Annotated in this window: 15 protein-coding genes; 7 read left to right on the forward strand and 8 right to left on the reverse strand. The window is 68.6% G+C overall.

What is annotated here, in order from left to right; genetic code table 11:
• The first annotated feature begins 67 nt into the window (after positions 1 to 67).
• On the forward strand, positions 68 to 274 hold the full coding sequence (locus tag Q3A80_RS28705) for a hypothetical protein (protein ID WP_446332180.1): 207 nt from the start codon (positions 68 to 70) through the stop codon (positions 272 to 274).
• A 63-nt stretch (positions 275 to 337) separates the two neighbouring features.
• Here Q3A80_RS28705 and Q3A80_RS28710 read toward each other — a convergent pair whose 3' ends face one another.
• From Q3A80_RS28710 to Q3A80_RS28720, 3 genes are all read right to left on the reverse strand, one after another.
• The gene (locus tag Q3A80_RS28710) at positions 338 to 1,459 is read right to left on the reverse strand and encodes an OpgC domain-containing protein (protein ID WP_446332181.1); all 1,122 of its coding nucleotides are present in this window, start codon (positions 1,457 to 1,459) and stop codon (positions 338 to 340) included.
• 401 nt (positions 1,460 to 1,860) lie between these two features.
• A complete protein-coding gene (gene rarD / locus Q3A80_RS28715; RefSeq protein ID WP_446332182.1) occupies positions 1,861 to 2,760 on the reverse strand; it encodes an EamA family transporter RarD in 900 nt (299 codons plus the stop codon).
• A 12-nt stretch (positions 2,761 to 2,772) separates the two neighbouring features.
• On the reverse strand, positions 2,773 to 3,069 hold the full coding sequence (locus tag Q3A80_RS28720; RefSeq protein WP_446332183.1) for an acylphosphatase: 297 nt from the start codon (positions 3,067 to 3,069) through the stop codon (positions 2,773 to 2,775).
• A 276-nt stretch (positions 3,070 to 3,345) separates the two neighbouring features.
• Between Q3A80_RS28720 and hpnA the strand changes: the two genes are divergently transcribed.
• Both hpnA and Q3A80_RS28730 read left to right on the forward strand, forming a co-directional pair.
• Positions 3,346 to 4,353: a hopanoid-associated sugar epimerase gene (gene hpnA, locus Q3A80_RS28725; RefSeq protein ID WP_151065038.1), complete on the forward strand. Its 1,008-nt coding sequence runs from the start codon at positions 3,346 to 3,348 to the stop codon at positions 4,351 to 4,353.
• A gap of 108 nt (positions 4,354 to 4,461) precedes the next feature.
• Positions 4,462 to 5,886: a phage tail protein gene (locus Q3A80_RS28730; RefSeq protein WP_446332184.1), complete on the forward strand. Its 1,425-nt coding sequence runs from the start codon at positions 4,462 to 4,464 to the stop codon at positions 5,884 to 5,886.
• Positions 5,887 to 5,991: 105 nt separating this feature from the next.
• Here Q3A80_RS28730 and Q3A80_RS28735 read toward each other — a convergent pair whose 3' ends face one another.
• The gene (locus tag Q3A80_RS28735; protein WP_446332185.1) at positions 5,992 to 7,179 is read right to left on the reverse strand and encodes a glycosyltransferase; all 1,188 of its coding nucleotides are present in this window, start codon (positions 7,177 to 7,179) and stop codon (positions 5,992 to 5,994) included.
• Positions 7,180 to 7,609: 430 nt separating this feature from the next.
• Between Q3A80_RS28735 and ispH the strand changes: the two genes are divergently transcribed.
• The gene (gene ispH, locus Q3A80_RS28740; RefSeq protein WP_446332186.1) at positions 7,610 to 8,551 is read left to right on the forward strand and encodes a 4-hydroxy-3-methylbut-2-enyl diphosphate reductase; all 942 of its coding nucleotides are present in this window, start codon (positions 7,610 to 7,612) and stop codon (positions 8,549 to 8,551) included.
• A gap of 12 nt (positions 8,552 to 8,563) precedes the next feature.
• Complete coding sequence (gene hpnH, locus Q3A80_RS28745) at positions 8,564 to 9,724, forward strand: adenosyl-hopene transferase HpnH (protein WP_446332187.1); 1,161 nt, start codon at positions 8,564 to 8,566, stop codon at positions 9,722 to 9,724.
• Positions 9,725 to 9,870: 146 nt separating this feature from the next.
• Here the strand turns inward: hpnH and Q3A80_RS28750 are convergent, their stop codons facing one another.
• From Q3A80_RS28750 to Q3A80_RS28765, 4 genes are all read right to left on the reverse strand, one after another.
• Positions 9,871 to 10,131, reverse strand: coding sequence for a hypothetical protein (locus tag Q3A80_RS28750; RefSeq protein WP_446332188.1), 261 nt, complete (start codon positions 10,129 to 10,131; stop codon positions 9,871 to 9,873).
• Between the two features lie 181 nt (positions 10,132 to 10,312).
• Positions 10,313 to 10,792, reverse strand: a complete 480-nt coding sequence (locus Q3A80_RS28755) for a hypothetical protein (protein ID WP_446332189.1) — start codon at positions 10,790 to 10,792, stop codon at positions 10,313 to 10,315.
• Positions 10,789 to 11,013: a hypothetical protein gene (locus tag Q3A80_RS28760; protein WP_446332190.1), complete on the reverse strand. Its 225-nt coding sequence runs from the start codon at positions 11,011 to 11,013 to the stop codon at positions 10,789 to 10,791. Before Q3A80_RS28760 ends, Q3A80_RS28755 begins: the two co-directional genes overlap by 4 nt.
• 14 nt (positions 11,014 to 11,027) lie before the next feature.
• A complete protein-coding gene (locus tag Q3A80_RS28765; protein WP_446332191.1) occupies positions 11,028 to 11,405 on the reverse strand; it encodes a hypothetical protein in 378 nt (125 codons plus the stop codon).
• Between the two features lie 150 nt (positions 11,406 to 11,555).
• Between Q3A80_RS28765 and Q3A80_RS28770 the strand changes: the two genes are divergently transcribed.
• Positions 11,556 to 11,798 carry a hypothetical protein gene (locus Q3A80_RS28770; RefSeq protein WP_446332192.1) on the forward strand — a complete coding sequence of 81 codons (243 nt, stop codon included), beginning with the start codon at positions 11,556 to 11,558 and terminating at the stop codon, positions 11,796 to 11,798.
• Between the two features lie 103 nt (positions 11,799 to 11,901).
• Positions 11,902 to 12,255: a DOPA 4,5-dioxygenase family protein gene (locus tag Q3A80_RS28775; RefSeq protein WP_446332193.1), complete on the forward strand. Its 354-nt coding sequence runs from the start codon at positions 11,902 to 11,904 to the stop codon at positions 12,253 to 12,255.
• The last annotated feature ends 163 nt before the right edge of the window (positions 12,256 to 12,418 follow it).

The raw sequence follows: 12,418 nt of genomic DNA on the forward strand, positions 1-12,418 counted from the left end.
AGCACGTCCTACACTGGTTGCAACGGCGCATCCGCTCCGTCGCGATGCGCACTGGCGGGAGAAGATCATGAAAAGCAAAACGACTCGGCTGTTGAGGATACTGTCGGACATCCGGCACGCGCAGCGCTGCACCGCGGTGCGCGCCGCCCGGGCCGCTGCCGAAGCCGACGCGGTGCTCGCGCAGCAGGACGATCCGAAGGCCGACGAGCGCGACGACGCCGAATCCGACGACGCGACTACCGTCCCGCGCTCCCGTATCGGCTCGCCTCACTGACCGCACCGATGCCGCGCGGCACCTTGCGTGCCGCCCGCCCACGCATCCACTCTCCCGCGCCGCTCACGCAGGCGCACCGCGCCAGCGCGCGAACCACGTTCCCGAACCGGCCACCGCCATCATCAGCCCGACCGCGCACGCGTCGGCCGCGAGACCCACGCCGATGTGCCGCAGCTCGGCGCCGCTCGCGACCGGATGCAGCAGCGAATCGATGACGAGCGAAATCGCCGCGCCCGCGACGAAGCACATCAACCCGCGCCGGCCGACCGCGACGACGGGCTGCACGGCCTGCGCGATGCGTGCGATCCAGCCGTAGCGCACGCAGTCGGCCATCAGCCACGCGACCGCGGCGAAGCTCACGATGCGCGGCAGCGCGAGATCGCGCTTGAGCACGCCTTCCGGCACCGGCAATCCCGAGAACAGCTTGTAGCTCGCGCAGCCGAGCACGACCGCGCACGCGACGCCGGTCGCCGCGGCGCCCCAGCGGCCGAGCGCGACGTGCCGGTAGAACGGCTGGCAGCGCGCGAGCACGCCGGCAACGAACATCAGCTGCCACGCGAACGGATTGAAGCTCCAGCGGAACGAATCGGTGTCCAGCAGCTCGGGGCCGAGCCAGCCGGCCGCGAGCCACGACGCCGCGCTGAACGCGACGAGCAGCCACGGATGGCGGCGCGCGAACGGCACGATCACCGGCGACGCGAGCGCGAACAGCACGTACATCGGCAGCACCGACGCGAGATACGGCTGGCGCTGGAACGTGAGCAGCTCGGCCGCGCCGGTAAGCGGCGACGCGAGCATCACGCTGACGTCGTCGAGCGCGAGGTTCGGCGCGTCGATCCCGTAGTGGTCGAGCACGGCGGACACGACGAGCATCAGCGTCGACGTCGCGAGAAACGCACGGTAGATCTGCATCGCGCGCCGCACGAAGCGCCGCTGCGCGGCGCGCGCGCCATGCCGGTCGGCGATCGCGCCGTACGCGCTGGCGGTCGCGAACCCGCCGAGAAACACGAACACTTCGGCCGCGTCGCACAGCGCGAACGCGTGCAGCGTCACGCGCGACAGCACGCTCGCGCCGATGTGATCGACGACGATCATCAGCAGCACGATTCCACGGAAGAAATCGACTTCGATCAGGCGGGCGCTGCGGTTCGGCGGGACGATGGAAGAACGCGAAGGCACCGTCATCGACATGGCCGCACCTGCGTGAAGACGGCGCGGTACGCGCCAGCGGAAGATCCGGAAGAGAACAGGCGAACGTGATCGGCGCCGGTGCGCGTATGCCCGCATCGCGCCAACCCGGCCGGCCCGGCACGGAGATGACCGTTCATGGAAAGGCTGCATACGAAGAGAAGACGGTCAGATCAGTCTAGCGGCCGGTCCGGGGATACCCTAAGTAACAAAGTGCAACGGAATCTTCTGTTCGATTACAGCGGTGACATTGCGGATACAGAAGTGGCGGCGCGGCCATCCTGGCGTCAGCGCGATGCCAGTCCGCTGCCAGCATCGCGATCGCGGCAGAGGGAATGCGCGATCCGTGGCGCGTTTCGCGCGGCGTTGCCGACACGCCGGCGCGTGTGCGACGGCGCTCAGCGGCGCGCGGGCAGACGCCGCATCAGCATCGCGCTGTGCCATGCGGTCAAGGCGACGGCGACCCAGATCGGGCCGTAGGTCGCGAGTTGCGCGACGCTCAGCGTTTCGCCGAGCAGCAGCAGCGACACCGCGACGAGCAGCACCGGCTCGACGTAGCCGAGGATCCCGAACAGCGCCATCGGCAGCATCCGGCTCGCCTTCAGGTAGCTCGCGAGCGCGAGCGTGCTGAGCACGCCGAGCCCCGGCAGCAGGGCGCCCCACAGCCACGGATGATCGGCGACCGCCGTCGGGCTCGCCGACACCATCGCGAACGCGACCGGGCACAGCAGCACGATCTCGAGCGCGAACGCGGCCAGCGAATCCGCGTTGATCCGCCGGCGCAGCACGAAATACGGCGGATAGCCGAGCGCGACGACGAGCGTCGGCCACGCGAACGCACGGGTCGCCCACACCTCGTGCGCGACGCCGAGCGCCGCACAAGCGACCGCCATCCACTGCAGCGGATCGAGCCGTTCGTGATAGTAGAAGCGGCCGACGAGCACCATCGTCAGCGGCAGCAGGAAATAACCGAGCGATACTTCGAGCATGCGCCCGTGCAGCGGCGCCCACAGGAACAGCCACAGCTGCACGCCGAGCAGCGCCGCGCTGACCGGCAGCGCGACGAGCAGCCGCCAGTCGCGCACGCTGCGCCGCACGAGTTCGGCGAGCGCCGGCCAGCGGCCGCGCAGCGCGATCAGCGCGAGTGCACCCGGCACGGTCCACAGGATGCGCCACGCGAAGATGTCGAGCCCCGTGAGCGGCGCGAGCAGTTTCGCGTACGCGGACATCAGCGCGAACAGCGTCGATGCGATCACCGACAGCGCGATGCCGCGCCCGGCCTCCGGATACCCCGTCATGTTGTTTTCGCCTTACTGCTGCTGGAAGCGCTCGAAGCGCTTTTCAATGCGGCACTCCTCGAACGTGACCTCGGTCACGCGCGCGGACGGCGGCCCGTGGCGCAGCCACGCGAGCATCCGGTCGATCTGCGCGCCGGGGCCCTGGATCATCGCCTCGACGCTGCCATCCTCGAGATTGGCGACCCAGCCGCGCAGCTTCAGCGCATGCGCCTCGCGCACCGTCGCGTGACGGAAGCCGACGCCCTGCACGACGCCGCGCACCCGCACGTAGTAGGTCTCGATCCGTTCGTCCAGTTCATTGCGGCTCATCGCGTCGCCCTCCCGTCGTGCATGCCATTCAAGCCCGGCATTGTAGTCGCGTCGGCCGCTTCTCACACGGGCGCGGCGGGCCCGCCGCGCGCGCGCCGCTGCGCGGCTCGGCGCCGTCGCCCGGGACGGCCATCGCGAGCGCGCGGCACCGGGCCGGCTGCTCGCCGATACACGCGTGCCGATCGACCGCGCTCGCGTCGCCGCGCGCGCCGACCACGTACAATCTCGCCGACGCACAACCGCCGCGCCGCCCGCGCGCGGCCCTGAAGGAAACGCATGACTGATACCACCCGCGATCTCGTTCTCGTCACCGGCGCGTCCGGTTTCGTCGGCTCGGCCGTCGCACGCATCGCGCAGCAGAAGGGCTATGCGGTGCGCGTGCTGGTGCGCCCGACCAGCCCGCGCACGAACGTCGCGGATCTCGACGCCGAGATCGTGACCGGCGACATGCGCGACGAGCAATCGATGCGCGCCGCGCTGCGCGGCGTGCGCTACCTGCTGCACGTGGCGGCCGACTACCGGCTGTGGGCGCCGGACCCGGACGAGATCGAGCGCGCGAACCTCGAAGGCGCGGTCGCGACGATGCGCGCGGCACGTGCGGAAGGCGTCGAGCGGATCGTCTACACCAGCAGCGTCGCGACGCTGAAGGTCACGAGCGCCGGCGATCCGTCCGACGAGAACCGGCCGCTGACCGCCGAGCAGGCGATCGGCGTATACAAGCGCAGCAAGGTGCTGGCCGAGCGCGCGGTCGAGCGGATGATCGCCGACGAAGGGCTGCCGGCCGTGATCGTGAACCCGTCGACGCCGATCGGCCCGCGCGACGTGAAGCCGACGCCGACCGGCCGCATCATCGTCGAAGCCGCGCTCGGCAAGATTCCCGCGTTCGTCGATACGGGGCTGAACCTGGTGCACGTCGACGACGTCGCGCACGGCCACTTCCTCGCGCTCGAGCGCGGCCGGATCGGCGAGCGCTACATCCTCGGCGGCGAGAACCTGCCGCTGCAGCAGATGCTCGCCGACATCGCGCAGATGACGGGCCGCAAGGCGCCGACGATCGCGCTGCCGCGCTGGCCGCTCTACCCGCTCGCGGTCGGCGCGGAAGCCGTCGCGAAGTTCACGAAGAAGGAGCCGTTCGTGACCGTCGACGGGCTGCGGATGTCGAAGAACAAGATGTATTTCACGTCCGCGAAGGCCGAGCGCGAGCTCGGCTACCGCGCGCGCCCGTACCGCGAAGGGCTGCGCGACGCGCTCGACTGGTTCGGCTCGGCCGGCTACCTGAAGTAGCACAAAGCGGCGTCGTTCACGCCGCTTTGCGCACTTTGTTACACGTCGCTGACGGACCGGCACCGGCTCAGCGGTTAAAATCGCGGGTCTTACGCAGAGAAGACACGCATGAACCTGAACGATCAGATCGATTCGCTCAACGCGGGCGTCGATCAGCTCCTCCACGATCACCACGCCGCGCAGCAGGCGGCACGCAGCGCGGAAGCGTTCGCGCGCGCCGCTGCAGCGGAAGCCCAGGCCGCGGCCGCGCGTCACGCTGCCGCCGAGGCCGAAGCACAGGCCGCCGCGCAGCGCCACACGGCCGCAGCCGCCGACGCCGAAGCCGCGCAGCAGCGCCACGCGGATGCCACCGCCGCGGCCGAAGCCGCCGCCCAACGCCACAACGAAGCCACCGCGCAGGCCGAGGCCGCCGTCCAGCGGCACGCCGAAGCGACCGCGCTGACCGAAGCGCTCGCGCAGCGTCACGCCGATGCCGAAGCCGCGTCGCAGCGCCATGCCGCGGCGATCGCGGAAGCCGAGGCCGCCGCGCAACGTCATCACGCCGCCGCCGTCGAAGCCGACGCGGCCGCGCAGCGCCATGCAGCGGCGGCAGCGGCGGCCGAAGCGGCCGCGAAGCGCCACGCGGAAGCGACCGCCGAAGCCGAGGCCGCGACGCAGCGCCACGCAGCCGCGATCGCCGAGGCCGAGGCGCTCGCGCTGCGTCATACGCAGGCGATCGCCGATGCGGACGCGGCCGCCAAGCGCCACGCCGACGCAACCGCCGAAGCCGAAGCGATCACGCAGCGTCACACCGAAGCGATCGCGCAAGCCGAAGCCGCCGCGCAACGCCACGCGGATGCGACCGCGCAAGCCGAAGCCGTCAAGCAACGTCACGCCGAAGCGATCGCGCAGGCCGAAGCGGCGGCCGAGCGCCACGCGAAAGCGATCGCCGACGCGGAAGCGCTGGTCGAAGCGGTGGTGAAGGACGCGGCGACGAACGCGGCAAGTGCGGCAAGCACGGCAACCGCGACGGCCGCCGTCGCGGCTGAAGTCGGCGCGCCGGCGGTCGAGCGGGCCGTCGAGCCGGTGACGGACATTGCCGAACCGGTCACGGCCGAAGCAGGTGCGGCAGCGTCGGCGGACACGGTCACCGACGTCGTCGCGGCCCCCGCCGCCGACACCGCAATCGACGTCGCCCCGGCCGGCGAAGCAGCGGACGCGCCCGCCGAAAAGGCGACGCTGCACGTCGCGCGCCCGTCGCAGAACGAGCTGACGCTGACCGTCAACGGGCAATCGATCACGCTGCATCCGGAACAACTGGGCCAGCTGATCGAGGAACTCGCGCATGCGCGTGCGTCGATGCAGCCGGAACCGCCGCCCGGCATCCCGCCCGGCTGGCGCTTCGTGACGACGAAGAATCCGATGATGGCCGTGCAGAAGCAGTCGAACGGCGATCGCCTGCTGGTCGCGCGCCACACCGGCTACGGCTGGGTGCCGTTCACGTTCTCGCCGGACGTCGTGATCCAGATGTACATGATGCTGACGCAGCGGTAAGCGGGCGCGGCAGCGCCACAAACGACAAAGCCCGATCGGTGTCGCAACCGATCGGGCTTTGTGCTTTCGGGCATCCGCGAAACGGCCGGCGGCCGCCGGCCTTGCTCAGCGCTCCACCGGCGCCTGCACGCGCGCCTTCCACTGGCCGCCCTTGCCGCGCCAGTAACGCCACGCGGACGCGAACGTCGCGCCGACGTAGAACAGCGCGACGAGCGGCAGCGCGGGCGCCCACAGCGGCGAGCGGCGGTAATAACGCAGCATCGGCGCATACGCGGTGCACATCGACGCCCACGCGAGCCACGCCGGCCATGCGCGCGCGCCGTACACGAGCGCGGCCACCGGCGGCACGAGATAGATGATCGTCATTCCGAGCAGCGTGCCGGCGAGCAGCAGCGGCGAATAGTGCAGCTGCGTGAACGCGGTGCGCGCGATCATGTTCCAGATGTCGCGCCAGCTGTCGTACGGACGCAGCGACACGCTGCGATCGGCGAGGTCGAGCCGGATCGGATGCCGGCCGGTGCCGCGATGCTTGATCTGCGCGGCGAGGCTGCAGTCGTCGATCAGCGCGCCGCGAATCGACTCGATGCCGCCCGCCTCTTCCAGTGCGCTGCGCTTGACCAGCATGCAGCCGCCCGCGGCGCCGGCCGTCCGGTTGCGCGGATTGTTGATCCACGAGAACGGATAAAGCTTCGCGAAGAAGAACACGAACGCCGGGATCAGCGCCTTTTCCCAGAACGAATCGCAGCGCAGCCGCACCATCAGCGACACGAGATCGCGCTGTTCGGCCTGCGCGCGCGTGACGAGCTGGGCCACCGCGTCGGGCGGATGGCCGATGTCCGCATCCGTCAGCAGCAGGTAGTCGGCCGGCAGCCCGAGCGTGCGCACCGCCGCGATGCCCTGCGACTGCGCCCACACCTTGCCCGACCAGCCGGCCGGCAGCGGCTTGGCCGACAGCGCCGTCAGGCGGTCGGCCCGGTTGATCGCGAGCGCGGCCGCGCGGGCCGCGTCGGCCGTGCCGTCGTCGCTGTGGTCGTCGACGATGATCAGGTGAAACTCGCCCGGATAGTCCTGCTCGAGCAGCGACGTTGCCGCATCGCCGATCACGTCGACTTCGTTGCGCGCCGGCACGACGGCGACGACGGCCGGCCAGCCGGCCTCGGCCGCGGCACCGCGCGCCTGCGGCGGCAGCACCGCCGCAGGCCGCGCACGCCAGAAGCCGCCGCGCGCGACGAGCAGCACGATCCAGATCAGCAGCGACAGGCCCGACACCAGGAAGGTAATCGCGAGCATCATCGGCAGACCTCCTGCCGGATACCGGAGCGGGCGGCGCCGCAGCGCCGGCCGGCTCGCTCGGCCGCAATAAGGGTCGGAGTTAAAACGCCCATAACCGCATGCGCGGCAGGGCAATACGCGTAAGAATCGACGGTCATCGAATGGCCTTGAAATGAGCGCGATGCCGGGCAGCCGGACAGGCTGCCCGCGAAACCGCGCAGTTTACCGGGTTCCGCGCGCGCGAGCGCCGACGCGGCTCTGCGCCGAATGCAACACGGCCGAAACAGCACCAGAGCAAGGACGGCGCGATAGGGTTAAAATGCGCGATTAATTCGGGGTTCCGGGGCCTGGCCTGGCCGGTTCGTTTCCTGCCTTCATAACATCAAGCCGGGGCGAGCGAGCAGTGCCAGCTCCTCGAACCCCGGCGTCTGTCGTCGGAGTTCGCTCACTTATGCGAGTCATCCTTGCCCAGCCCCGCGGCTTTTGTGCGGGGGTTGTCCGCGCGATCGAGATCGTCGATCGCGCGCTGCAACAGCACGGCGCGCCGGTCTATGTGCGTCACGAGATCGTGCATAACCGGCATGTCGTCGAAAATCTGCGTAATAAAGGGGCACGATTCGTTGAGGAACTCGACGAGGTGCCGCACGGCGCTGTCGCGATCTTCAGCGCGCACGGTGTCGCCCAGACGGTCGAGCGCGACGCCGAAACGCGCGGGCTCGACGTGCTGGACGCAACCTGCCCGCTCGTCACGAAAGTGCACGTGCAGGGCCGCCAGTACGTCGCGGCGGGCCGCCGGCTGATCCTGATCGGCCATGCGGGCCATCCGGAAGTCGAGGGCACGATCGGCCAGATCCCGGCCGAGGTGATCCTCGTGCAGAGCGAGGCCGAAGTCGCTACGCTGACGCTGCCGGTCGACACGCCGGTTGCCTACGTCACGCAGACGACGCTGTCGGTCGACGACACGCGCGGCATCATCGAAGCGCTGCAGCGCCGGTTCACCGACATCGTCGGCCCGGACACGCGCGACATCTGCTACGCGACGCAGAACCGCCAGGCCGCCGTGCGCGAGCTGAGCGGCCAGGTCGACGTGCTGCTGGTCGTCGGTGCGACGAACAGCTCGAACTCGAACCGCCTGCGCGAGATCGGCACCGAAAGCGGCGTGCCGAGCTATCTCGTCGCCGACGGCTCGGAAGTGAAGCCCGAATGGTTCGCGGGCGTGCAGACGGTCGGCCTGACCGCCGGCGCGTCGGCACCCGAGGAAATGGTTGAGGATGTGATCGGCGCGTTGCGCGCGCTGGGGTCCGTCGAGGTCACGACGATGACGGGCCGTGAAGAAAAAGTCGAATTCAAGTTGCCGGCGAAGCTTACGCAAGCTGTCGCCCGCGAAGTTTAAGGAGGACATCTCTTGTCTATTCCGCTGCTCCAGCAAGTCCGCGTCGGCGCATACATCATGCGCCAACACCTGTCCGGCAACAAACGCTATCCGCTCGCGCTGATGCTCGAGCCGCTGTTCCGCTGCAACCTCGCCTGTAACGGTTGCGGCAAGATCGACTATCCGGACCCGATCCTGAACCAGCGCCTGTCCGTCGAGGAATGCCTGGAAGCCGTCGACGAGTGCGGCGCGCCCATCGTGTCGATCGCCGGCGGCGAGCCGCTGCTCCACAAGGAGATGCCGGAGATCGTCAAGGGCATCATGAAGCGCAAGAAGTTCGTGTACCTGTGCACGAACGCGCTGCTGATGGAAAAGAAGATGGACGACTACGAGCCGAATCCGTACTTCGTGTGGTCGGTCCACCTCGACGGCGACAAGGAGATGCACGACCATTCGGTGTCGCAGGAAGGCGTGTACGACAAGGCGGTCGCAGCGATCAAGGAAGCGAAGCGCCGCGGCTTCCGCGTGAACATCAACTGCACGCTGTTCAACGATGCGATCCCCGAGCGCGTCGCGAAGTTCTTCGACACGCTGAAGCCGATCGGCGTCGACGGCATCACCGTGTCGCCGGGCTATGCGTACGAGCGCGCGCCGGATCAGCAGCACTTCCTGAACCGCGACAAGACGAAGAACCTGTTCCGCGAAATCCTGAAGCGCGGCGAAGGCGGCAAGCGCTGGTCGTTCAGCCAGTCGTCGCTGTTCCTCGACTTCCTGGCCGGCAACCAGACGTACAAGTGCACGCCGTGGGGCAACCCGGCGCGTACCGTGTTCGGCTGGCAGAAGCCGTGCTATCTGGTCGGCGAAGGTTACGTGAAGACCTTCAAGGAACTGATGGAAGACACGAACTGGGACAACTACGGCGTCGGCAACTACGAGAAGTGCGCGGACTGCATGGTCCACTGCGGCTTCGAAGCGACCGCCGTGATGGACACGATCGCGCATCCGCTGAAGGCGCTGCGCGTGAGCAAGAAGGGCATCAAGACCGACGGCCCGTTCGCACCGGACATCTCGATCGCGAAGCAGCGTCCGGCCGAGTACGTGTTCTCGCGCCACGTCGAGATCAAGCTCGAGGAAATCCAGCGCGCCGGCAAGGGCAAGCTGCAGAAGCCGGCGAAGCCGGCAACGGCGGCTTAAGCCGGGTTTCGCCGCACGGGGGTTCACGCCCTCGCGCAAGCTGGCAGCCGAAAAGCGCCACGGGGTTCGCTCCGTGGCGCTTTGGTTTTATGGGCCCGTCGACGTGGCGGACGGCGGGTGTCCGCGCCCGCAGCGCATGCGCATGCCTAGTGCCGCGACTCGGCGGCCGCGATCAGTTGCCAGGCGGTCGGACCCGGCGCGATCACCGGGTCGGACGGCGGATCGAAATCGTGCCGGTGCGCCTCCTCGGACGGCAACCGCTGCGACTTCGCGATGCCGATCTCGTCGCCGCATACCGTGCATCGATAGATGCCCGCGATCCGCACCTCGCTGCCGGGCGGCAGGTTCTCGCTGAATGCGCGGCCGCTTCCGCACGTGAAGTAGCCGCCGATCCTGTATAGCGCCATCGCTCCTCCTGACTGAAACGAAACCGTTCGCGTCGATACGCACGATCGTCGCAAGCGCGAGGATGGATCGTCATCGACCGAACCCGTTAGGCTCCGGTGACGACATTAGACGGCGAGCGTTCGCCCCGCGAAATTGGACGCGTATGAAACACGGCCCAACGGCGGGTCGTACTGCGGCCGGTCAATGCAGCACGGCCGGCTCCCGCATCTTCGCGGTGGCTTGCGCAACCAGCGCCGGCTGTTCGGCCGACGCGAACGTGCACACCTGATGCCACAACTCGGCGAGCCGGTGCCGCGTGAGCGTCGCGACGCATGCGTCGTTCGCCGCGAGCAGACGTTCGAGCACCGCGCATTCGTCGTCGTGCAGCGTCCATGCGCCGCCTTGCGCGGCGCGCTCCATGCTCGCGTCGAGCACACGCTCCGCGTCGACGCACAGGTCGATGCTCGCGTCCGGCGACACCGCATCGTCGAGCGCGAGAAACACCAGATAGACGCTCGTGCGCAACCGCATCAGCAACGCTTCGCTGCCGTGCTCGCCGCGCAGCGCGACGAGTGCCATGTGGCATTTCAGCGAGATGTCGCGCACATGCGCGGGCGGTAGCGGCAGCAGCCACTCGCGGGTCAGCGGCGGATGGCGGCGGGCTTTGCGGGCGGCCTTCATGACGGGCTCTCGCTCGCGCACGCATCGTCCGCATCGAACGCCGGCCATCCGGTGCGGCACGCGACGGCGGCTCGGCTCGCGGCGCGGCTGCCGTTTGCGCGACGCCGCTTGCCGTACACGCCGTACACGCCGTCCGGCCGCCGCGCCGCATATGCGCCCGGCAGCGGCCGCCGCGCCGGCGACACGCGCAGCACGCGCGGGAATCGGTTGGCACATGCCATGTTCGTCTCCCGCATCAGAACGTGTTCTCGCCCTTCAGGTAGTACGCGGTCTTCACGAAGAACGCCTTCACCGGATGGCCGGCTTGCGCGGCGCCCGCCGCGCGTGCTTCCATCGCGGCCTTCTCTTCGCGCGAGCGGTCCGGCACCGGGTTCCTTACGCGTTCCAGCGCACGCTGCATCGCGAGCGGATAGTTCTGGTTGCCGGCCGTCGTCGCGCGAAAGCCGGCGCGCGTCATCTGCATCAGCTCCACGCCGGTTTCGGCACGCGCCGCCGACCAGCTCAACGGCGCGGCGCTCGGCTGCCATCCGGCATTGACGGACTGCGCAAAGCTCGCGGCAGGCAGCACGGCAAGCGTGACGGACAGCGCGGCAACGGAAACGAGGAATCGCATAGTGACCTCCAGATGGTTGCGTTCGCATCGATCGTCGATGCCGATGCGGTGAAGCCATCGTATGTCGCGTAGGCCATGCGCTTGAATAGCCGAATCCGCAATTGATATTTTCGGTACCGGTTCACGCGTGTCGATCCGCACGATTCGCGAATGCTTCCAGGCCGGAATTTCTTTATTTCATTCAACGACCTGAACGCGTTTTTCCAGACGATTGGATGCGCCGCACGAGTCGCTTTTGCTGTTTCCGAAATGGCATGTTGCCGCGGGGAATCCGGCGGGAACGCGGGCCGGCGCGGCTTTCCGGCCGATGCCGCACGCGTTCATGGCTGTTGGAAAAGTCTCGTCGAAGAAGCCGGTTTCCGTGACGCACGACAAATCCTCGGCACCGGTTGACCGTTCTGCGACAAGACGCGTCAAACCCGTACGCGCGATAATTGCGCATCGCGCCGTATGTCACGGCCCGCACGCGTTCGCTTCTCCTTTCTCGAGTTCCGCCATGTCCGCCATCGACACTACCGCCATCGACAGTTGGCACGCACACGTCTACTTCGACGCCGCGAGCCGCGACGCGGCCTGGGCGTTTCGCCTCGTCGTCGAAGAACGCTTCGGCGCGATCATCGAACTCGGCCGCTTCCACGAACGGCTCGTCGGTCCACATCCCGCCTGGTCGTATCAGATCGCGTTCGGCGCCGCGCAGTTCGACACGATCGTGCCGTGGCTCGTGCTGAATCACGGCGCGCTCGACATCTTCCTGCATCCGAATACGCACGACGAACTGCGTGACCATCGCGACAGCGCAGTGTGGATCGGCAAGTCGTATCAGCTGAATCTCGGCGCGTTGGGTGGATGAGGCTGGGGCTGGGGCTAGCGCTGCGGCTGCGGCTGCGGCTGCGGCTGCGGCTGCGGTTGAGAGCTGAGAGCTGAGAGCTGAGAGCTGAGAGCTGACGGCTGACCGCTAGCGGCCGACCTGATCACGTTCGCGCTCGCCGCGCGACATCCACGTTTCGGCCCGA

It is taken from the genome of Burkholderia sp. SR8 (assembly GCF_052851275.1).